Origin of the sequence: Streptomyces sp. B3I8, from assembly GCF_030816915.1 — a bacterium.
In the GTDB taxonomy this organism is placed as follows: Bacteria; Actinomycetota; Actinomycetes; order Streptomycetales; family Streptomycetaceae; genus Streptomyces.
The window spans coordinates 5,875,562-5,897,554 of sequence record NZ_JAUSYN010000002.1; the positions used below are offsets into that span (position 1 = coordinate 5,875,562).

The window sequence follows — 21,993 nt, forward strand, 5'->3', positions numbered from 1 at the left end:
TTTGGCTAACCGGCGATCCTGGGCTATGTTGCTTCGCTTCGAAGCTGTCTGGGCCCATATGCGTCCACTCGTGTGGACCGGCTGTTCCAGCCCGGGCCCGTTTCTTGCTGCCTTCTCCCGGGAAACACCTGTGGAGCTCGGCGCCGTAACTGCCCCGGCCTTCCGTTACTCCGTCGGGGCAACGGCACCGACACCCGGCCTCGCCGGCGCGCGGTGAGGCGGGTGCCGGCCCGACGGCAGGACGGCGCGATGGCGGAGCTGGCCGAGGTGGTCGACGAGGCGCTGCTCGGCCTCGGGAACTGCATTACTCGGGTCCAGCCTGGGAGGGACCGGGTGAATCCGTAGCAGGGCATGCCGTCGTGGCGCATGGTGCGCCACGAGTAGTCGGAGTACCAGAGATCGTCTATGTGGTCGGCCTGTTCTGATGGGCCAGCAGCTTGTTGGCGATGCAGATCGGGCGGGTTGGCGGCGCCTGGTTCTCGCAGAAAGGCTCCGGAAGGCCGCTCTGCGAGACGTCAGGAAATCCGTTCGTACAGGGCGCCCTCCGCCTCGCGCAGCTCGCGCTCGACGGCTTCGGTGAGGTTCGGGTTGTCGATGAGGACGCCGAACTCGACGTTGTTGTTCTCCGCGCTCCAGGAGAAGTTCGCGCTGGTCACCAGGAGAAGATGGTGATCGATGGCAAGGAACTTGGCGTGGTTGCGGACGTATGTGCCGTCGAACTGCTTGGTTCGCCAGACTTCGGCCGGCGCTAGGTGCGCAGCGACTTCTGCAGTCGTCGGGGACCGTTGCTGTCCGACGCCGTCCGCGGCCCGCGCGTCCATATAGACGCGGACGGCGATGTCGTCACGCTGTGCGGCTTCTCGTAATGACTTCCAAAGCGCTGAAGTCGGCTGGAAGTTGAAGGTTGAGCATGTGATTGCGTGGCGTGCGCTGTCCACGAGGCGGGTCACCGAGGTGGTGAGCGGCCCGCTCTGGACGAGGTGTCCGGGCATGGTCCAGAGCGGCGACAACGTGGTCGGCAGAGCCCGTGCCCCCTCGATTGCGCGCAGGGCCAGGACCTGTTGGTGCCTTGTCCCGGTGCCGCTGGCAACCGCCTCCAGAAGGCGTCGGACCTCTGCCCGCTGGCCGACCGCGACGACCTTGAGCGCCGCGGTGAGGGTGTCACCGTCGGCAAGCCGGTCCGCTATGCCTTTGGCCTCGGTCCCGGTGAGCAGTTGGCCAAGGCGTCGTGGCGCGTCCGCCTCACTCATGGACCTGGAAGAACCCGAGGTTGCTGCCGGGCAGGTCGAGGAGGAAGCGGCGGTCGAGGAAACGGTTGGCGCGTTCGCAGGAGGTCTCCGAGGCCATGACACAGCAATGGCAGGCGGCACCGTGGAGGAAGTCCTCGGGGTCCTGCGGGGTGCGCTTCGAGCAGATGGGGTCGGAGGAGCATCGGGCGGCCTTGCGTAGCGCGCTGCCGACGACCCTTTGGAGGCGGGAAGGCTCGCTGAGTTGGACGAGTCCGCCGAGGGTGCCGTCGCTGTCGGAGGCGGTTGTGCAGATCAGAAGGCCGGCCGACGGGTCTCGGCCCTCCGCGGCGGGCCAGGCGTAGAGGCGTTCGCTGAGACTTGCCGCCGAGTACCCGCAGGTGAGGGCGAGTTCACGGATCAGGATGTGGGCGAATGTGTGGACGAGCCAGTAGCGCGGGGGCTTCAGCCGGGTGTCGGGGTCGACCTGGTCGGCGGTGTCGGAGAAGCGGCGTCTGAAGTTTCTGACGTGTGCCTCGCGGTGGAACTTCCACATGTCGGTGTCGAGGACGCGTTTTTCCCATGCGGCGACTGCGTTCTCGTCGAGCTGTAGGAAGATGCCTTCGCCCCGGTCCTCGGTTGCTACGGTCCAGGCCGGTCGTGGTGTACGGGTCAGTGGGGCCAGGCGGCGTGGGAGGTCGCCGACGCGGTCCATGTCATCAATGCGGGTGAAGCCGACCAGGGCATTCACCTTGCGGAGACGTTCGACCGCGAGGACGCGGGTGATCTCCGGCTGCAGGGTGTCGCCTCGCTCGCGGGTGGCGAGGGTGAGGCCGCTCTTGGGGTCCTCGACGCGGGTGCCGACGATGTCACGCAGCAAGTAACGCCATTCAGGGACGAGAAGGTCGACTGGATCCCAGTCGCGGAGCTTCTCTTCCTGCTCCTCCGGAGTGTCGGTGGGTGCGGAGGCGGCCTGAAGGACTTGTTCCAGATCGTGGTCAGACAGGCCGGTTACGTTTACGCCGCCGTCCATCCCGAGCAGGTCCCTGATCAGGTCGAGGTTGGCGCGGTACTTGGCGAGCTTGTCGCCGAGCGCGGTGCGGACCCGGTCGGCCAGGTCGCTGGCCTTTTCTTCCTGGGACTCCGGCATGACGATGATCGACTGGGTGGCCGGGAACCACAGGTTGGAGGCCCCGACGAGCATCAGCCGGGTGTCGTTGCCGCACCCCCTGGGCTCGAAGGCGTCCAGGTGCGGGTGACGTCCGCGACACTTCGGCAGTTTCGCCTTGCCGGCCTCGCCCTGTGCCTCGTTCATCGGGCGCCGCAGGTCGCAGGAGGCGCACTGGATGACGGCCGAGGCACCCTTCCCGGCCGTCCGGTCGACCATCTTCAGGGCGGGCAGTTCTGCCTTGCTGCATGGCTGCCCGCGGTGCACCCACAGGTCGTACGGGAACTCGTCCAGGTGCCCGTCGACGCAGGCCAGCAGATAACGGGCCGGGATGGCAGTGCGCCGCATCGGCTTGCGGGTGCGGCCACCCGCGCGCCCCGTGCACTTGGCATGTTCGAAGACGGCCAGGTCGGTGCGGAAGGGATGCGTATTGCGGTAATCGAACTGGGCGAGCAACCCGAGCATGTCGCAGCCAGTGCACCGCAGCCACTGCGGGAAGACCCGGGACGGGACGCCGAGGTCGTTGCCCTCGGCGGACCGGCTGTGCTTCTTCGGCTGCCAGGGATACGGCCGCAGCTGCACGTCGGGGGAGCGCAGCATCATCCGGACCACGTCACGCAGCCGTGGAGCGTGGATCTGGGGAGGCGCAGAGTCACGCCGCTGCCAGATGCGGTCCCACTCGTCCAAGCCAGTGGGCATGATCGTGAACTGTGGCAGGTCCATGATCGCGCCGGGACCGTAGGTGTAAAGCAGGGAGGAGGGGCGGGCTGAGCCGACCTTGGCGCGGTTGTGCTTGGTGGCCTTCTCCGCCTCCTGCTCCAGATCGCCCAGTGGGTCGACGGCGTGAGCGACGTCGTAGACGAACCGCGTCTCGTCACTCATGAACTCTCCTCCGGCATCTGCCACTTCGGGGCATAGTCAGGTGCTCGGTACACCAGTCGTTCCTTGATCGGGCTCACCAGCAAGTTGATCTCCGGCTGCACCTCACGCATCGAGTTCGCCACGATGAACGGCGGCGCGTCCCGTGTGTCAAGGCCCGCCTTCGCGTTCTCCGCGCTCATCATCAGGGCATCGTGCCGGCTGTCGTCCAGAACCCTCTCGTACACCAGTGACTTACGCAGCTCTACGAGGTGCTTGCGACGCTTGCCCCACTGATCGAGCCGGTTCTCCAAGCGCAGGCGGGCGCGGTTGGACGCGTCCTCGTCGCCGGCCCGCGCAATCCGGCGCACTAGGGCGTCGATGAGCTCACCGGCGAAGTGCTGCTCGGCCTCGATACGGGCCGCGCCGTCCTCCGGGGACAGCCCTTGGCCGGGGCCGGCCTTTGCGGCCTGCAAAACCCTGGCCGCGCTGACCAGCACACCGTCCAGGCCGCGTTCCAGCGAGGTCACCGAGAAGGGAGTCACGGACAGCGCCTCGACCTGCGCGTAGAACGTCTCGTGGTAGTGGCGGAACTGCTCGAAGTGGGCGAGGTCCCTGGGGCGCGCCCAGTTCCCCAGCGCGAGGACCAGGCCCGGCCGGTCTGCTGCCCGGCCGACGCGGGAAGACGCCTGGATGTACTCGGCGGTGTTTTTCGGCTGGCCGACTACGAGCATCAGACCCAGCCGGGTCACGTCGACCCCCACCTGCAGCATGGAGGTGGCCAGTACCACGTCGTACGGGTTCACCTCGCGCGTGGGCTCAGACTTCTTCGCCTCCCGCAACGCGCGCCGGTTCCGCTTGCCCGCGGTGGAGTCGAAACCCGGATCGAACGACACCGCCATCTGGTCGAGGGTAGCGGTGATGTCGGCGCTGGCCACACGTGACGTCAGCTCGGCGACGTGCAGCGACCCGTAGTTGGTACCCGTGCGGCGGGGCAGCTTCGACCAGGGGCGGCCCTTGGCGAGCGCGGTCTGGATGTCGTCGCTCATATACCGTGCCATGCCGGCCAATTCACGGGTAGCGCTGAAGTAGCCGACCAGGCTCATGTACGGATCGGCCACGCTGCCGGAGCGGTCAAGAAGCAGTTGCCCGCCGGCCATGAGAACCTCGGCAACCCGGATCTCCGCCGTGGTCAAGCGCACCCCGGTCGTACTGATCCCGACGTACCGGCGACCCGGCTTGTCCTCGGAGACCGGGATCTCCTTGGAGAAGAAAGTGTTCCCGGCATCCAGGACCTGCGGCGGGAAGATAGTGACGTCCCGCCCGTACAACGCACGTACCTGGTCGGCCGCGTTGCGTGCGGTGGCGGTGGAGGCGACAAGGAGCGGACGAACCGGGCGCCCGTCCTTCGTACGCCAGTCGGTCATCACGTCGATGGCCACCTCGAACAGGCCCACCGTGGTGCCAAGGGCTCCCGTGATCAGGTGAAGCTCGTCCTGGATGACCAGATCCGGGGGCCGGAGCCGGGTGGCCGGGTGCACGGGAGCGGCCGGATGGCCGTCCTTCTTGGGGTGCTTGCTGCCGTCCTTGATATCGCACTGCTGATAGTCGGGGTGCACGAAGCCGTGCCGCTCGCAGCGTCGCGAGACATGCCCGAAGAGCGAGGCCGCCTCGCCCTCCCGCGCCAGACGGGCGAACTTGTCCACTGTGGCGATGACGAACGCCGGCGCGAGCCGGTAGATCTCCTCGTCGACCGTGAGGACCGGCAGCCCGTCGGGGACCTCACCGCCGTCAGAGAACGGGCACTCGGCCAGCTCGTCGCCGCAGTACACGTACACCCGACGCAGCGCGGGCTCCGTGCGCACATCCCGCGCCTCGACCCGCGTCCCGCACCACGGGCAGCGCTGGATCTGCAGCACCGTCAGCCGATAGCCGCGGCCCCCGTGGGCCTTCTGCAACTGCTCGGCAGCCTCGTCATACCGCTTCGGGCTCACATCGGTACCGACCCACAGCCCGATCCGGAACGGCTCGTCTCCCCAGGTCGCCACATCATCGCGCCGCGCCATCTCCGCTGCGCACACCAGGGCGGTGGCGCGCTGGAACTGCTGGGCGGTGAGCAGACGCAACGTGTACCGCATGAGAACGGCCACCCCGGACCGTCCGTCCAATGGCCCCTCAAAGGCATCCACAACGCCTTGGCGGCGCCGGATCGCGAACGTGTACGCGGCCAGACCCAGATACGCCTCCGTCTTGCCACCACCGGTCGGGAAGAACAGCAGTTGCGCCTTGGCTAGATCCCCCGACCGCTTCTCGGCCGCCGGGTCGGACAGCAACGGCAACTGCATGAGCACGAAGGCGAGCTGGAAGGTACGCCACGAATGCGCCAGGGCTCCCTTCTCCGCGAGGATCGCCTCGCGAGCCTCGTCGATGCTCTCCTCCGGGCGACTCGCTCGCCGCTCCGCGATTTGGGACTGCACACGCTGATCGGCCATCACCCGGTTCATGAACCGGAAGCAGCGCAACGCCTCCTCGGCCCCGAGGAGATGCTTCAGACCCTCCTCAAGCTGGCGCTGCACCCGACGCGCCTCGGTGACCGCGTCCAAACCCTCGGACCGCAGATGCTCCGGAAGCACCTCGGCCCGCTGCTCCTCGCCGTCCAGCCAGGCCGTGTAACCCGCGACGATCGGCTCAAGACCCGTACGCAGTTCGTCGGTCGACGCCTCCTGGAGCTTGCGCATGTCCAGCAGGGCCGCGCCGATCTCCTCGGCGGCCGTCTGAGGCGTCTCACTCACCGGCAGCCACGTCGTCCAGACCTCGCTGGCCCTGCGCGCTCCCTCGGCTACCTTCCAGTCCACCGAGCAGGTCCGGCCGTGGGCGAACTCCAGACGGTGGCGGTACTGAAGCCGCAGTCGCCGCAGCTCGTCGTCCGGCTCCTCGCGCGTGTCCAGGAGTACGTCATTGACCGGCAGGAACACCTCAACGCCACCGGCCGACACCGACAGCTTGGTCTGGTACAGCCACGCCTCGACCGGGATCTTGCGGGGAGTCTCCCGGTCGTTGCACAGCGCCACCTCGATCAGCCGACAGCCACGCTCGGAGTCGTCGTACCGATCCACCCGGACCAAGATCTTGTCCTTGAGTACGATCTCGGTCGTACGGGACGGCTCCAGGTCGGCAACGTTGATCGTCTTCGCGATGGCGTGCGGGGTACGCTGGAAACGACGGAGAGCCGGAGCGGGTGCCGCGCCGTCGTTCCCGCCGCCTTCGGTGCCCTCGCCGCGCTTCTCCTTCACCGGCTCGTACGTGCCCCACGAAGCGGTCACTGTGAACTCGTCGAGGTCGTCAGGGATCTGGAAGCGCAGCCCCATCGACGCCGGGATCATCAGCCCACGCTTCTGCGGCTGGTCCTCGACCTCGTCCTCGTCCGAGCTCGCGCTGCTGTCGTCGACGGCGGTGAGCGGCACGCCCCGGCTCTCGGCAGCGTCCACGGCGTCGCCCACGTCGGTCGCTGCGTTGTCCGATCCAGCCTCGCCGGGGTCGTCCTGGCCGGCGGTGAGCCGCACGGGCGCGATCCGGCCGATCAGGTACGCCGAGTCGGGGACCCCGTCGAGGATCTCGTCCGGGCCGTTGGCCGGGCCGAGGAGCTCACGCTCCAGGATGTCGACCAGGTTCTCGCGGGCCGTCCAGGAACGGTTGTCGGGTTCGAGAGCGAGACGGTAGGCCGGGGCCTGGGGGCCGCCGGATCCCGCTGCGGGCTGGGTGCCGTCGCGCCGGGGGGTGGTCACTCGTCGCCCTCCTCTTCCTCGGTGTCCTCATTGTCGCTGGTGGGTACGACAACGCCCTGTGAGACGGCACGGAGATGATTCTCTTCGAGGAGGCGGTCGAGGATCTCCACCCGGGCGGCGGGGCTCACCGTCCATCGCTGCATCTGGCGGTAGGTGTGGAAACCGTGGTCTAGGGGGACGTCGTCCCAGCCGTACGCGGCCATGACGGCTCGGTCGAGCTGGACGTGGATCTCGCGGAGGCGGGCTACATCGGCGTCGCCGGAGTCGGGGATGCCGGGGTCGTTGACTAGGTTGTAGAGCTTGGTGAGGCCGAGGTCGCGGCGGCGCATGATCTCGCGGCGGTCGGCGTCGAGCAGCTCACCGACCTCAGCAAGATGCTCGTTCACATCCGGACGCGGAAAGGTCTCAAAGACCGTCGACGGCGTGTACGTCGGGTCAATCCTCATCGTGGTGCCATATTTGATTGCCCACAACTGATGAGCACTACTGGACAAAACCGCCAGATCTGTGGATGCCCCCTTAGCGAACACAACTAGCTTTTCGTGGAAGACCTGTCGTGTTGACACACGCAGAGGCATCACAGTCTTACTGACTCGTGCGATGACCAGAACCTCTTCCAAGTCGGCGTCGGCAATCGCCCTCCGCATCGCGGGTGCCAGCTCGGCAAACTGCCACCATCGCTCACGTCGAGGTTTCCGTTTGTTCCTCGCCCGCTCGGGTTTTACGCGCTCCAGCACCCGCTCATATGGCAGCTCGTACTCCTGCGCTTGCTGCTCCGACCTGTCATTGAAGTCAATGACCCATCGTGAAGCTGAATTGTCTGGGCGGGAGTTGAGATCCTCACCGTTAAGGTACGGGAAGAGAACCTCCGCGTTCCGCGGTTCGGCCTCAATCCACGCCGCAGCCTCATTGGGCTCCAGCACGAAGCCCATGCCTAGCACGATGCAGCCCTGGAACGCGATCCCCACGTTCTTCGCCAACCGCACAGGGTCGCCGTCCACACGGCCCCCCGGTTCCAGCAGGGTGGAGATCCGCTCAACCTCGATGTCGTCTTCGATCTCGGCGACGACCCGGGGCACCGTCGAATTGATGTCAGCCCGGGTGCCCCAAACTGCCGCGTACTCGAGGTTGGCGCTGGCCGCAGGCCACGACCGGCTCTGGATCGCGCGGGTGATGGTGAAGTCCTTTGAGACCAGCTGGTCGAGTCCAACTCGTCGGGTGTCCCCCTGAGCGACCGAGTTTGTTGCGATCAGCCCTAGAGTGCCGCGCCGCGACAGCAGTTCATGCGCGCGCAGGAAGAAGTACGCCACCAGGTCCGCGCTCCCCTTCTTCCCGACCGCGAGTGCGTTGACGAACCAGTCGCGGACGTTGGTCCCCATCGAGCCGGTGAGTTTCTGCCCACCTAGGAACGGCGGGTTCCCGATCACAGCGTCAAATCCGCCTCGCTCCATCACATCTGGCACGGCCAGGATCCAGTGGAGCGGCTTCCACCGCGCGTAGTCCGTTGTCACCGTCGGGGTGAGCCCAGCATCCTTGATGCTGTCGAGCATCGTCCGCTCCCGGTCCGCATCCTCGCCCCCGGCGGGGTATGCGCGCTCTACCGCGATGCGCAGATTCTCGTACGCCGCCTTCAACTGTTTCCCCGGCTTCCCGCCCCACTGCAGCCCGGCCGCGACCACCCCATCCGCGACGTCAGCGAGCTGCTCGGTCAGTTCTTGGTACCGGCGCCATTGCCGGCGCTTGGTGGCCGCTGAGCGCTGCGGGTCTCTGTCATCGACCTCGGTGGCGAGCTGGCGGCGTAGGCGGGTGGCCTGGTTGAGGATGTCGTCCACGTCCAGGGCGAAGACACTGAGCTGGTGGTCGGCCGCGGCGGGGTCGATGTGGAGGCGGCGTAGTTGGTCGGCGGCGGTCAGGCCCAGCAGGGCATTGCCGTGCAGCACTTTGTCGTCGACGAAGGAGAAGGGCAGTTTGGGGTCGAGGGAGACCAGCCACAGCGACAGTTTGCACATTTCCACGGCCATGCCGTTGATGTCGGCGCCGTACAGGCAAGTCGCGACGACGGTCCTTATGGCGTGGACGAGCAGGTCATGCGGCGTCCTTCCGTACGCCACCCCCTCGCGCTGCCATGCCTCAACGAGGCGGTCAGCGAGGTAGCGTGCGGCTGCAACGAGGAAGGCGCCCGAGCCGCAGGCGATGTCGGCGATGCGTAGTTCGAGGATCTGGTCGGAGTCGAGCGGCCGCCACGCGTCCTGGTCGACACTCTGGTGGGGGCCATACGAGTAGACGAGCGGCTCGAGCGCGTAACGGACGACTTCCTCGGCCAGCGAGCGCGGCGTGTAGTGCGCACCTGCCGAGGCTCGCGAGGGGGTCTCCACCAGCAGAACACCGCCGGGTTCGACGACGAGGGGGCGGCCTCGCAGGTCGCGGCGGATGATGCCGATGTACGGACGCAGTCGCTCCCGTAGTTCGGGATCGTCGGTGACGTCACGCAAGGCGGTCTCGGTATCGTCGAGTGTTTCGCCGGCCTTCAGCGCCGTGGTGAGAGCGGCCTTGCTGGGCGGCTTTGCCGCTGGCTGGTTCACCTTGATCCAGTTGAGGATCGCATCGGCCAGTGCGGCCTCGGTGTGCTTGGCCTGGCTGAACTCTTCGAGGGTGGCCAGAGGTACTTCCGGTTCGGAGCCCGCGCTGCCGGCCAGGCCGACGACGATCTCTTCGGCGGGTTCGCAGGAGTACCCGAGGAGACCCTCGTAGATGTAACCGATCTGCTCGACGTCGATGTCGCGGAAGGAGATCCGCCTAGCGCCGCCCGGCAACTGAGCAATCTGGACGGCGCGCAGGACCTCAAGCATGACGCGGTCGCTGACCGTGATGGCCAGTGTGTCCTGAGAGTCGCAGGCGGTGAGAAAGGGAAAGCGGGCAGGGTCGAAGAGCGAGCCGCCATACTCGGGCAGACGCAGGTCCTCGAAGGACGCGCCACGATAGAGGGCCTGGGAGGTGGCAAGGAGTCGGTGCCAGGTCAGGAAGGTGGCGTCGAGAGCCTGTTCGCCTTCCTCCTTCTCCCGTGCGTCAAGGAGGTCGAGCTCATCGCTGATGCCGTAGCCCATGGCGAAGAGGCGGCTTTGAGGAAGGAGTCCGCGTTCTTCGGCGAAAAGGAGGAAGACGACGCGCATCATGACAGTGACGGCGGCCTCGTAGACCTCGCCGCGTCGGGCGGGCAGCGGGTCTGCCTCACCGCGCCGCTGCGCGGCCAGGGCGCCTTCGGACAGGGCTTGGACAATGAGTTCGACGGCGCGGCGTACCTGAGTGCCGAGGGCTTCGGTGATCTTTTCGGCTGCGGTGACGGACTCGCCGAACAGTTCGGTCAGCCGGTCCTGCGGCTTGCCGCCGATCAGGCGGCGGCGCTGCAGGAGTTCGATGAAGGCGTTGCGGGTCTGGGGCTCTTCGATCCAGGTTTGGGCGTCGACGATGCCGGAGGCGACCATCGTCTGGGAGCGGGCGCTGACGATCGCCCACCAGCGGCCGTCGGTGACGACGCCGATGGGGACCTCCGAGGCGCGCAGCAGCTCTTCCATACGGTCGATGGGGCTGGCCAACCAGCCGTCGGTGAGCGGGTCGCGAAGGGAGTCCGCAGGGTCGGTGATGAGGACGAGTGCCCCGGTGGTTTCGCCATGGACGAGTGCGCCATTGGCTCGCACGGAGACGGCGTAGTCGGGCGAGTGGACCTCGGCAGTGGCCGGGCCGGGAACGGTATAGGAGGTGCCCCAGCGCAGGCCCTGGCGCAGGACGAGGTCGACCCAGGTGTCGCGGGCCCCACGGTAGAGGTCGAGGGCGGCTTCGTCGTCGCGGTGCTCGTCCCAGTTCTCCCAAGCCTTCTCGAAGGCGGGCTTGGCGTCCTTGATGGCGTCGAGCGCCCGGGCGTCAGGCTGGGGGATGCCCTGAGGCCAGACGCGTTCCAGGGCGGGGACGGCTAGGAACGGGCCGTCGGCGTCGACGAGTTCGAGCCAGGCGCGATGAAGGTCGGCGGATGTCGGGGCGTACATGCGGCTCATGCCTTAACCATTCCGTTCTTCGCGTCTTCGGGGGTCAGGGCGAACACGACCGCGGCGGCCGACACGTAGGGCCTGATGTCGCTGTATCGCTCCCGGATGGACGCGATCTCGCGCTCTTCCTCGTCGCCCAGGCTCTCCAGGCGTTCGTTCATGTGTTGCAGGTCGCGGCGGCGCTGCCTCTGCTGGTCGTCGGTGAACAGCAGCTCCTCCTCGGCGCGGATGGCCTGCTCCAGACGGTCACGAGACTCACGCAGGTTGATCCGGAACGCGCCGAAGATCTCACGGGCACGTGCGATGTCGGAGTCCCGTCGCTGGGTGAGCGCCTCGGTGACCTTCTCCTGCCGGCTGGCGCTTTTGCGTTCCATCGCGGTCAGCAGGCGGCTGCGCAACCGCGCGCCGTCGTCGTTCCACTGCTCGGCAAGGTGGGCCCGTACCTCCTCGTCCGCGAGGAGCAGCTTCTCGGAGTCGAGCGTCTCATCGAGTACCTGCTCGACCTTGGACTCCGCGAGTGCCTGGCCGCGTAGACGGACACCGGTGAGGAAGACCTCTTCATGGAGTCGTAGCCCGCCGCGCCCGACCAGGACGAGCCGCGAGACGGCCGCGACACACGACTGGGGGAGGTCGGGGGTGATGACGGCGGTGACGCGGTGGACCGGGGAGTCCGTGCTGAACAGCGCTGAGCGCAGGGTGCGGGTGGCCCGCTGCATGAGGGCGTGCCCGAGGTGAATGTGGACAAGGTCGGTGCGCTGTTGTGCTGCTTGGTCGTCGAAGGTGATAGGACGCAGCACGCCCGGTTCAAGCCGGGTGTCCAGGCCGCGCAGTGCCCACTGCCAGGTACGGCCGAGGTTTGGGATTTCGAAGACCTGCGCCTCGGTGTGGTCGTCGCCGATCTCGATGAGCGGGGGCTGGGAGGTGAGGGCGAGTGCGGTATCTACTACCCGGCGCGCATTGGCGGGTGTGAGGTGCATGGCGGCTTTGGACTCGCCGTACGTGGCTGACAGCTGGGTCAGCTTGCGGTTCAGCTCGATACCGCCGGCCAGCACCCGCGTGATTACCTCGTTGCCGTCGTCCGGCGCCGTCAGCCGTGGCTTACGTGTCGTACGGGTGGGGCTGAAGTGCTCCTGCACCTCTGCGTCGATGACTTGGTTGACCTTGCCGAGGTCCTCGGTGGCTTGTCCGACCTTCGTGGCGATGATCCCCATGAACTTCATGTCCGCTTCGTACGTCGTGGAGCTGGAGACGGGCACGAAGTGGAAGATTTCAGGGTTCTGCGTCTGCCCGTACCGGTCGATTCGGCCGATGCGCTGTTCCAGGCGGGACGGGTTGAAGGGGATGTCGAAGTTCACCAGACGGTGGCAGTGGGTCTGCAGGTCGATGCCCTCGCCTGCGGAGTCGGTGGCAAGTAGGACGCGTACCGGGTGCTTGTCGGGGCTTTCGGTGAACCGGGCGCGGATCTTCTCCCGCTCCTCGGTAGGGGTTGAGCCCTGGATGACTTCCAGTACGTCGTTGTAGCCGCGCTGCCGCAGGATGCCGGCGATCCAGTCGAGGGTGGCCGCGTACTCGGTGAATACCACGACCCGTTCGTTGGTCCAGTGGCGGCCGTCGGGGCGGCAGACGGCGCTCAGGAAGGAAAGCAGTTTCTCCAGCCGGGAGTCTGGCTTGTGCTCATAGCCGCGCCCCCACTCGATCAGTGAGGCGATCTCGCTGCGTGTGGCCGCGACCAGGGGGTCTGACGCTTTCGAGTGGCGCAGCGCGGTGAACTCGGGGTGCTCGGCTGAGCCTTCCTCCTCGTCCGACTGGCCGCTGCCCAGAACCTCCGTGTAGTACTCGTCCTCGTCGTCCATTTGCAGCTGGCGGTCGCCGCCGTCCGCACCCTCGTACAGCTCAAGCGTGCGGGCGAAGGACCAGGGGCTGGACAGGAAGCGCTTCTTCAGCAGCATCGCGACGATGTCGCCGCCCGATCCCTTCCCGTTTGCCCGGGCGCTTTCTGTCAGCAGTCGTTCCAGACGCTCGAACTGTCGCTGCTCCTCTTCCGACGGCGTGAACGGAAGGGTTCCGAGCTTCCGCGCCTTGAACCCCTTCTCCGGGAGATCGCTCTTCAGCCACCGCACCATCACCTCCCTCAGCGCCTTCTCGTCGATGCTTGCGCCGCGGGTGAACCGTCGACCGTCGATCATTTCCAGGAGGGCGGTGAACGACTCCGAGTAGCCGTTGTGCGGCGTCGCGCTCAGAAACAGCCGGTGCTCGCACGCCTCCGCCAGCTTCTTTGTGGCCGTCGTCCGATGGCTGTCCACTGCGTATCCGCGCTGGCCCGGCGCCGTCGTTGGGCTGGCCGGTGCCACATGGTGCGCCTCGTCGACTACCAACCGCGTCGAATGCGTACCGCCGAGCCGTTCCTGAGCTACGCACGTCGGCCAGCACGTCGCGCAGCAGACGCTGCGCTCTCAGCGACGGCAGCCACGCCATGCTCACGATCACACGTGGGAAGAGTCGGAAGGGGTTGGCGTTCAGGCCATGGCTGCGGCGTACCTTCGCCATCAGCTCGCTGTTGACGATGACGAAGTCGAGGCCGAACTTCTCGCGCATCTCGTCCTGCCACTTCAGCGAGAGGCTCGGAGGGCAGACGATGATCACGGATCGGGCGCGGTGGCGCAGCAGTAGCTCCTGCACGACGAGACCGGCCTCGATGGTCTTGCCCAGGCCGACGTCGTCGGCGAGGAGCAGGTTCGTACGCGATGACTGCAGAGCTCGGCGCAATGGCTCCAGCTGGTACGCCTCTACATTCGCGCCGCTGCGGAAGGGAGCTTGGTAAGAGTCCGCGTCCGCCGACGTGACCGCGCCCCAGCGGACCGCGTCCACGAATGCGGCGAGCGTGTTCGGATCGTCGAATGCTTCGGCGCGCACGGTCTCGGGAAGGCCCTGGTTCGGGGCGACGGTGTGCCCGATCTCCAGCTCCCAGACCACGGTCAGCTCTTGACCGAGCCGGTCCTCGTCGAGCGACTGCAGGCTGACCACATGGGTTAGACCCGGCACGCCCTCGTCGGCAGGGCTGCGGGGGAGACCTTGCTTACGGACATCAGACACGGCCCAGGTGGAGCCTCGGACCTTGACGACCTGACCCGGCTCTGGGAGTGGCGGAAGGGCCGCTGCGCTCGGGGTAGTGCTCGCTGATCCCTGCGGATGCTCCGTAGCGGTCGCCACCTGGGCAGACTCCTTCACCGATGCCGTCATTGCCGGACTGAGATCCCCTTTGCGCTTCGCGCCGCCACGAGGCGCTGGAGGATCACGAAAGCACCAGTATCTACGACCTTGGGTGCGGCCTGCTTCGAGTCGCGCGAACTCGCTGACATCGCTGGTCAGCCGGGTGCAGGAGTGCCCTCACAGACCGTCCCGGGAGGCGTTGGCAGCCCCGGGCTCCTGGGACCGGATTCCGCTTGATCTCGGGTCAATGGCGATGCGATCCTCCAGCTAAAGCTGGTGTCTCCCGGCTGGGGAGCAGTACGGGTTCGACACCTGGGGATCGTCTGCCATTCGCCTTGAGAACTGGGCAGATGGCGGACTACTGTCCACGGGTGTCCAGCATCTCCGATCGCGTGAGAAGCCTGATCGACCAGTCGGGCTTGAGCCTCCACGATTTCGCCGACCAGGCCGACATCGACGCCGAGCAGTTCCGTGAGTGCCTCAGCGGCACGAGCCCCTTCTCAACTGTTGATCTCGCGGTCATTGCCGATGAATTCCACGTCTCCATGGACTGGCTGCTCACCGGAGCCGAGCCCCCACTGGCCGTGGCAGCGAGAACGACCACTGGAAAGGCGGCCGAGGCACTGGCAGCCGCTCGGGACTACGTTGCCCGACGCGCCGACCTGGACAAGCTCGGGTATACGCAGCCCTGGCGGCCCGTCTCCTCGGCAGCGCCTGCTGGCAGTACTTACGCTGCCCAGGGAGAGGCGCTGGCGAAATCCGCTCGGAGGGCGGTGGAGCTCCAGGGACGATCGGTGGTCCAGGGCGGCCTGCCGGAACTGATCGAGGCGGTCTTCGGTGCCGATGTGGCTGTCGAGCCGCTGGGCGACGGCTTTGACGGCCTCGCTGCCATGGGGCAAGGTGCCAAGCTCATCCTCCTGACTACGACATCTAACCCGGCACGTCAGCGCTTCACTCTCGCGCACGAGCTTGGGCACCTTCTCGCCGACGACGACCAGGACGTCCACTTCGACCGCGATATCTTCGAACGGGCCCAGAAGATCGATCCGAGCGAGCAGAGAGCCAACGCCTTCGCTTCCGTCTTCCTCTTGCCCGAACAATCCCTGCGCGAAGCAGTCGGTGCAGTGAGGTTGACCCGGGAAAGCTTTGCCGCGCTGTGCTGCGACTTCATCGTCAGCCCTGCGACCCTGGCCTACAGACTGCTCACGCTTCGTGTGATCGACGCCGGCGCCTGCGACTACTACAAGCGCATGACCGTGCGCGAGGCCGCAGTCGTCGCTGACCGCGTGGAAGAACTCGACCGGCAAGTCGTGGCCTCGCAGGAGAAACGGCTCCCCGGACTTCTTGTACGCGACACGCGCGCTGCCTATGACGCCGGCAAGGCGACCTTGCGTCCGTACGCGTCGCTACTCGGCGTTGATGTCGACGAGCTCAGAGACCAGTTAGCGTCCGAACAGGACAACGGCGGTACAGCATGAGCGACTTCCTGTTCCCGGACAACACCGTCCTGTGCAACTTCGCCGCCGTTGAACGCCTCGATCTGCTCCGCGCGGTCCTGGCCGGCCGCGGCAAGTGGACCGCGGCTGTGTCGCGAGAGGCCCGCAAATCGGCCGAACAGCTGCCCGCTCTTCACGACCTGAGACAGCAGGGCTGGCTCGGCGAAGCAATCCGACTAACGGCTCCGGACGACGTTGAGAACGTCGGGCACCTTCGCACGGCTGTGTTCGGCGGCCAAGCCGACCGGTACCTGCAGCACCTCGGCGAGGCCGAGACCTGCCACATCATCCAACGCTGGCCCCAGTTCTCCGGTGCATGGTGGATATCGGATGATAAATCCGCTCTGGAGTATGCGATTGGGCAGGGCATCATGACGGCGGAGACGCTCGACATGATGCAGCTTGCCGTGAAAGCGGGATTCGTCGCTGCGGAGGACGGCTTCGCCCTGATGCAGAAGATGCGCCAGCTGAACCGCTATCCGCGGCTTCCCCGGTCCGTCGCCGACCTCACCGTCCTCCCATGGTCGCTAGCTGAACTTTTACCTGGTCAGAGCGGCGACGAAGCTACCGCGCACACCACGTAACAACTGCCTCCCCAGTCCGTCGGACGGCCCCCGCGCAAGGGGCCGTCCCATGCGAAGCCCTACCAGCGAGAGTCACGGCGAACAATTGCCGAAGGGGAGGCTCACCATCGCCAGTCTGGATCGACGCTGAGTTCGTTCCGGTTGGTTGCTTCCTGCGCGATGCGTTGCCCTTTGGTCAGTAGGACGTGCGCTACCTCCCGGAGTTCCTCGGGGAGCCATGCCGTCAGGCTGTGGGCCCGGTCGCTGGCGATGATGTCGCCGGCGTTGGGTTCGCGGGCCAGCAACAGGCGGTACAGCCCCGTCGCCGGTTCGATAGGTGGCAGTCCGTGCTGGACGCCGTTGATTGAGGCTCTGGCTGGGATGGCGATGCCTTCGGCGTCGAGGTCGCCGTAATAGACGATGCGGTGGATGCCAGGGAGCTCAGCGATGTTTTCTACGGATGCTTCGAAGGCTCTTCCGGAGCCGAAGGCGATGTATCCGATGGGGCCGGGGGCGGCCTTGAGCAGGTTGTGCAAGGTGGCGTAGGTGTCGCTGTTTTCCACTACGAGCATGGTGTCGCCGTCGCCGAGCCTGCGGTAGGCCAGCGGTGGCGGTTCGCGGTAGGTGGAGAGCTGTTCGAGGGTCAGTCTGCCGGGGGCGAAGAGTGCTCCGGTGATCAGGGTGTCGAGGCGCTTTTCGTAGCGGAAGATCTCGTGTGAGCGCTCGCGTAGGGGGAGCGGAGCGCGGCGGGCTGGTTGGTTGTGGGTATCCCGGAACCAGCGGTTGCAGGCGAGGAGGTCTTCGGTTTGGGACGCGGTCAACCGGGTGCCGTAGGCCCAGTTGAGCTCTGGCCGCCATGACACATGCTGGCGTGGGGTGGAGGATTTCGCTGGCGGCGCGGTGGGGATCCGGACCTGTTCCGGAAGGGCCGGGCGGCCGGCGTCCCATTTGGTGCGGGAGGTGGGCAGGTCGATGATGCCGTGTTCGGCGATTTCGTACAGGAGTGTGGCGAGCGTGCTGCGTGCGTTCTCGCCGCTGGCGGCGCCAGGTAGAGCGTCGCGGAATGCCTCGATGAGGGTGGCCCGGCCGACCGTGACGCGGTCGGTGCGGGCCTGGAGTGCGGCGCTGAGTTGTGCTGCTGCGGGGGAGAGCGGCACCTGGAGTTGTCCCGTGGGGGAGGTCATTTAGCGTCGCCCTGCTTCCTGTACAGCCGGGCAGAGGTGAGGACACCGACGGGTTCGGGGACGTCTTGGTCTGGATTGATACGGGGGGCGGGGATGAGAGCGTTGCGTACCTGTTCATCGAGCCGGATGAGGGAGAGGCCGCTTCGGGCCTCGGCGTCGTTGCGGAGCTGGATGCGCATGGGGAACCGCGAGATGACGTCCTCGTCGCTCAGTCCGGTGGTGTAGATCAGCTGGATTCCGAGGGCGGCGGCCATCTCCATCTGGATGTCGACGAGGTACCCGGCATTGGCCCGACCGATGGGGTTGTCGAGCAGGAGCAGTCCGCCGTTACGGGTGCGGCTGCGAGGCCCGGGTGAAGTACGGAGTGCGGCGAGTGCGCAGTACAGGAGGATGGCCCCGGTCAGTTCTTGGCCACCGGAGAAGACGCGGCTCATTTCCTCGACGGGGACGCGGTCCAGGCGTTGGGAGGCGTTGGGCTTCATGACCTCGGCGGTGAATCCTCGGGGGACGGCCGCTACGAGGCAGCGCATGACGACGTCGATACCCTTGAGCTTGCGAGTGCGTTGATTGCCGGCCAGTGCATCGACGGATTCGTGCATCTGGGCGGCTAGGGCAGTGAGATCCGGTTTCTTGTAGCGGATGGTGAGGAATTTCTGTCCGGACCAGGGAGCGTCCCCTTCAGGGAAGGCGGAGAAGCGGCTGGCCTGGTCGAGGCGCTGCAGGAGGTCGGTGACGTGGCCGCTGAGTTGTGAGGCGAGGGCCTCGCGGGCTTTGGCCATGCCTTCGAGATCTGAGTTCAGGGCTGCGATGCGAGAGGTCAGTGCATCGGTCCAGGTGGCAGCCATTGCTGGGATGTGGCGGCTGTCCAGGGCGGAGATCTGCGTACGCAGCGGGATGTCGAGTCCTTCGAATCGGACATCGGCGGGTACTTCTTTGAGCCGGCTGACGCTTCCTTCCAGGCTTCGCTCTGTCTGGCGGGCTGCGTCCCGGCACGTGGTGTGTGCGGCTGTCACCTGTCGAGCGGCGAATGCGGCTGCTTCCGCAGTGCCGTCGTAGGGCTCCCGGTCCGGAGGAACGGCTAGGCCGTGGACAGCGGTTTCCAGCACCGGCAGGACACGGTCGAATGCCACAAGCTCCTTGGTGGAACTGGCCTGATCGCGGCGGGCGGTGTTGAAGGCTGCAGCGGCAAGACGTTCCTTGTCCTGAGCCGTGTCGAGTGCGCCCGTGGCCCGGGCCTCCAGCTCGCGGGCCTCAGTAACGGTGGTCGGTGTCCAGGCTGCGGCGTCTTCGTCGTTCAGCGAGACTGCTGCCGGGGTGAGATGCTTGGAGCGCTCCGCAAGACGGCTCGACTGATCCCGCAGTCGCTGAAGGGCCACGTCGCAGGAATCGATCTTGGCGGTGAGGGCGCGCAGAATGGCGTCGCGCTGAACGGGGTCACCGGCCCGTCCATCGCGACTGTGGGCCATGGCCAGACCTCGTACCTGTTCGGGGACTTTGTTCCATTCTTCCTGGCTCGCGAGCAGAGCCTTCTGCGCGGCCGTGGCACGCACTTGCTGGTCCTCACCGACCTCAACGCCCCTCAGTTCGTCCTGCGCTTGCAGATAGCGATGTTGGAGAGAGGGGAGGGGCAACAGGGTTGCGTTGGAGGCTTCGTGTGCCTGTTGCGCTTGGGACGTGCTGGTGATCTCTTCGCGCGCCCGGGCGTATCGGTCTGCGGCCTGCTCGGCTGATTCGATGGCTCGCGCGAGATACAGGATCTCCTCACCAGCCTGGTCGATCTGGCCCGCCAGCAACTCGAGTTCGTTGGTGCGGGCGACCCTCTCGCCGGCAAGGGCCTTGATCCGGGCCCGTGCTTGGTCGGCAGCGGTCTCCTCCTCCGCCAGGCGAGCCAGCTCCTCGGCGACCCTCTGCGCCGCCTTAAGACCTTCGGTACGACGTTCGCATTCGTCCTCAGCGACCTCCAGCGCAGTCTCCTGCTCACCTGCTGCGGTGCGGGCTGCGGCCAGTGCGGTCTCGGCCTCTTCAGCAGAGGTCTCCAGAAGTTCCAGCTGGCCAAGCAGGTCGGACACAGTCCGCATACCGCAGGCATCACGCCAGTTCGCGATCTGACGCAGAAGGTCTCGTACAGCGGTGATGCGCTGTCCGAGCAAGTTCAACTCGCGGGTGACCTCGGTGATGCGGGCGTCGACCGCAGCGCGCTCGTGTGCGGCGGCTTCTTCGTCGTGGAGGGCGGGGGTAGGTTCGACCACGAATCGTCCGCCGTCGGACGCTGCCTGGGTGCTCAGCATCCGTTCTCCGGTGCCGACGGTGACGGCCGCGGAGGGCAGGGGGCGCAGGCGCTCCACAATGCTCTGGGCGGTGTCCAAGCCGTCGAGACCGCCCACGATGATCCCGCCGACCAGATCGGGGTGTGTACTGATGACCTGCTGGCGCTCCGTGGTCGGGACGTTGTCGCGCATCCACTGCCAGCCGGGCACCGCGTGGATCCCGTGGTCCGACAGTTGGCCGCACAGGTCGCGTACCTCTTCGGCGGCAGGCAGCAGGCCCTCGCTGGTGTCGAGGAGGGAGAGGAGATCCTGATCGTTCTGCAGGTCGATGTGCTTGCGTGTCCGTGCGGTCTCGAGGCCGCCGGTGCGACGCTCGGCGAGCTGGTGCAGGGCGCCGGCATGGTCATCCAGCCAGCGCAATGCGTCGTCGGCGTGAAGCTCGTCGCTGTTGGCTTCCAGTAGCTCGGCGCACAGCGGATTGCTGCGGATGGCTACAGCCTGAGCTCGCAGTTGGCTGGTCTCCTCGTCCGCTGCTGACGCGGCCGCACGCGCGGACCAGGCCAGTTCTTGTTGCCCCGCCAGTGCGGAGTGGGCGCGGTCCCGTTCGGTTCGGACGCTCTTGCGGACCTGGTCGGCTTCCCGGAGCAGCTGCTCGCTGTGGCGTGCGTGGTCCTGGGTACGGGCGGCGGCATCGGCGGCGCTTTCTTGCGGGGCAAGGAGATCATCTTCCCGGGCGGCGTTCAGGCGTAATGCGAAGGCGTCGGTCTGCTTCTGTAGGGTGCGGGTTTCCTCCTGGGCAGCGCCCGCCGCGGTGAGTAGCTTGTTGCTGCGGATACGCCATTGTTCGATCTGCTTCTGCGTCTCGGCTGTGGTGTCTTTGTGCGTGCGGATCGTGTCGCGGGCCTCTTTCTCAGCCCGGGTATAGCCCGCCCGCAGCGCTGCTGCTGCGGCGTCGAGGGCTTGGACGAAGGGGGCAGCGGTCAGTTCGGCCTGGACGAGGGCCCGCTGGGCACGGTTGTTGTTGTCCAGTGCCTGTGTGTGACGCAGCGCGATCGGGACGCTCGCCCACGCCGTCCTCTCATCTTGCGCCTGTTGCCTGTTCTTCTGGGTTTCCTGTTCTTGGGCGGTGATCTCGTCCAGTTCGAGGGTGTGGGAACACGCCTGTACGTGCTGGACGCGGGAGTGGGCGAGTTCGCTGCTGCGCTTCGCGGCTTCCAGCGCGCGGTGCGTGTCCTTGAGGGTGGTGTTTCTCTCGGCCTCGGTGGCGGTGAGGGCGGTGTGACGTGCCCGGATCGCGGAGGTGAGGTGAACGAGGTCCTTTTCGGCGTTCTTGGCTGCACCGGCATGCCGGTTGAGCGTGTCGTGGAGGCTGGCGACGTCCTCGCATGCGTGCTGCATCTCCATCGCGAACTGCCGCTCCCTTTCCCAGAGGGCGCGTTCGTCGTGTGCAGCGGCATAACCGTGGAAGGCCGTGCCCAGTTCGGTGTACCGGTCATCGTCTGTGGCCTTGCGCAGCAGCCATTCGACGAAGGCGTCGGCGGTGTTGGTGGTGAAGGCTGCGGCGGCGTCGCTCTCCTTCGCGTTCATCCTGCGCTGCACGTCAAAGAGTTCGGGTTGCAGGCCGAGGCCGCGCTGGTGTTTCTCCCACTTCTCCTGGCCTTCGACGATGTGCAGTTCGAGCGCTTCCATTCGTTTTTCCCAGTCGCGCAGTTCGGTGCAGTAGTCCTCGTACGGAGTCCAGTGCCCTTGACGGTGGAAGGGAAGCCGGTCGGCGTCCAGGGCCGCGGAAGGGTGGAAGCTGTAGAAGCAGCGGTGCAGTTTGCCGTCGTGTTCGGGGGCCAGGACCTGTGCGGTGACCAGCAGGCGTCCGGTGCGGGCGTCGGCCCATTCGAGTACCACGTGCGACGGCTGGGCCATCGAAACGGTGAAGTTGCGTAGCGTCTCCAGATCGCTGTGACGGTAGGGGATGGTGGTGCAGGTGATGCCGGTCAGTAAGACGCCTTTGCCGCCGCCGTTCTGCAGCATCACCAGGCTGGCGGGTGCCGGGCGCTGGGCGACGTGTCCGGCGTCGGGGATCAGCGAGGCGGTCTCCACTTCGGCGCCGGCGCCGGAGAAGTCCAGGGGTACGTCTTCGTAGCGGGCATCTCGCGGCCCGAAGTTTCGCAGCAGGATGCGATTGAGCTCATACATGAAAGA

The 21,993-nt window shown here is 66.6% G+C and carries 9 protein-coding genes and 1 pseudogene; 2 read left to right on the plus strand and 8 right to left on the minus strand.

Annotation, left to right across the window (positions count from 1 at the left end):
* Nucleotides 1-515 precede the first annotated feature (515 nt).
* The 6 genes and pseudogenes from drmC to QFZ64_RS28180 form a co-directional block, all read right to left on the minus strand.
* Nucleotides 516-1,250 (minus strand): DISARM system phospholipase D-like protein DrmC, encoded by a 735-nt coding sequence (gene drmC / locus QFZ64_RS28155; RefSeq protein ID WP_307070327.1) that lies wholly within the window; start codon nt 1,248-1,250, stop codon nt 516-518.
* Nucleotides 1,243-3,276 (minus strand): DUF1998 domain-containing protein, encoded by a 2,034-nt coding sequence (gene drmB / locus QFZ64_RS28160; RefSeq protein WP_307070328.1) that lies wholly within the window; start codon nt 3,274-3,276, stop codon nt 1,243-1,245. Before drmB ends, drmC begins: the two co-directional genes overlap by 8 nt.
* Nucleotides 3,273-7,037: a DISARM system helicase DrmA gene (drmA, locus tag QFZ64_RS28165; protein ID WP_307070329.1), complete on the minus strand. Its 3,765-nt coding sequence runs from the start codon at nt 7,035-7,037 to the stop codon at nt 3,273-3,275. The genes drmB and drmA overlap by 4 nt, the downstream gene beginning before the upstream one ends.
* Nucleotides 7,034-11,086, minus strand: a complete 4,053-nt coding sequence (locus QFZ64_RS28170) for an Eco57I restriction-modification methylase domain-containing protein (RefSeq protein ID WP_307070330.1) — start codon at nt 11,084-11,086, stop codon at nt 7,034-7,036. The genes drmA and QFZ64_RS28170 overlap by 4 nt, the downstream gene beginning before the upstream one ends.
* The gene (gene drmD / locus QFZ64_RS28175) at nt 11,083-13,428 is read right to left on the minus strand and encodes a DISARM system SNF2-like helicase DrmD (RefSeq protein ID WP_307070331.1); all 2,346 of its coding nucleotides are present in this window, start codon (nt 13,426-13,428) and stop codon (nt 11,083-11,085) included. Before drmD ends, QFZ64_RS28170 begins: the two co-directional genes overlap by 4 nt.
* Nucleotides 13,429-13,717: 289 nt before the next feature.
* Nucleotides 13,718-14,317 (minus strand): annotated as a pseudogene (locus tag QFZ64_RS28180) (ATP-dependent helicase); the annotation flags it as partial.
* A 341-nt stretch (nt 14,318-14,658) separates the two neighbouring features.
* On the opposite strand from QFZ64_RS28180, the gene QFZ64_RS28185 reads away from it, so the two are divergent.
* Together QFZ64_RS28185 and QFZ64_RS28190 are read left to right on the plus strand one after the other, a co-directional pair.
* Nucleotides 14,659-15,765 carry an ImmA/IrrE family metallo-endopeptidase gene (locus QFZ64_RS28185; RefSeq protein WP_307070332.1) on the plus strand — a complete coding sequence of 369 codons (1,107 nt, stop codon included), beginning with the start codon at nt 14,659-14,661 and terminating at the stop codon, nt 15,763-15,765.
* Nucleotides 15,762-16,367, plus strand: coding sequence for a hypothetical protein (locus QFZ64_RS28190; RefSeq protein ID WP_307070333.1), 606 nt, complete (start codon nt 15,762-15,764; stop codon nt 16,365-16,367). The genes QFZ64_RS28185 and QFZ64_RS28190 overlap by 4 nt, the downstream gene beginning before the upstream one ends.
* Nucleotides 16,368-16,468: 101 nt before the next feature.
* On the opposite strand, the gene QFZ64_RS28195 is transcribed toward QFZ64_RS28190, so the two are convergent.
* Both QFZ64_RS28195 and QFZ64_RS28200 read right to left on the minus strand, forming a co-directional pair.
* Nucleotides 16,469-17,530: a Wadjet anti-phage system protein JetD domain-containing protein gene (locus QFZ64_RS28195; protein ID WP_307070334.1), complete on the minus strand. Its 1,062-nt coding sequence runs from the start codon at nt 17,528-17,530 to the stop codon at nt 16,469-16,471.
* Nucleotides 17,527-21,987 (minus strand): hypothetical protein, encoded by a 4,461-nt coding sequence (locus QFZ64_RS28200; protein WP_307070335.1) that lies wholly within the window; start codon nt 21,985-21,987, stop codon nt 17,527-17,529. The genes QFZ64_RS28195 and QFZ64_RS28200 overlap by 4 nt, the downstream gene beginning before the upstream one ends.
* Nucleotides 21,988-21,993 lie beyond the last annotated feature (6 nt).

Bases quoted from the DNA above. Each gene is read 5' to 3' on its own strand.
- QFZ64_RS28190 (WP_307070333.1), top strand. From the start codon at position 15,762: ATGAGCGACTTCCTGTTCCCGGACAACACCGTCCTGTGCAACTTCGCC.
- drmB (WP_307070328.1), bottom strand. From the start codon at position 3,276: ATGAGTGACGAGACGCGGTTCGTCTACGACGTCGCTCACGCCGTCGAC.
- drmC (WP_307070327.1), bottom strand. From the start codon at position 1,250: ATGAGTGAGGCGGACGCGCCACGACGCCTTGGCCAACTGCTCACCGGG.
- QFZ64_RS28195 (WP_307070334.1), bottom strand. From the start codon at position 17,530: ATGACCTCCCCCACGGGACAACTCCAGGTGCCGCTCTCCCCCGCAGCA.
- QFZ64_RS28200 (WP_307070335.1), bottom strand. From the start codon at position 21,987: ATGTATGAGCTCAATCGCATCCTGCTGCGAAACTTCGGGCCGCGAGAT.
- QFZ64_RS28170 (WP_307070330.1), bottom strand. From the start codon at position 11,086: ATGAGCCGCATGTACGCCCCGACATCCGCCGACCTTCATCGCGCCTGG.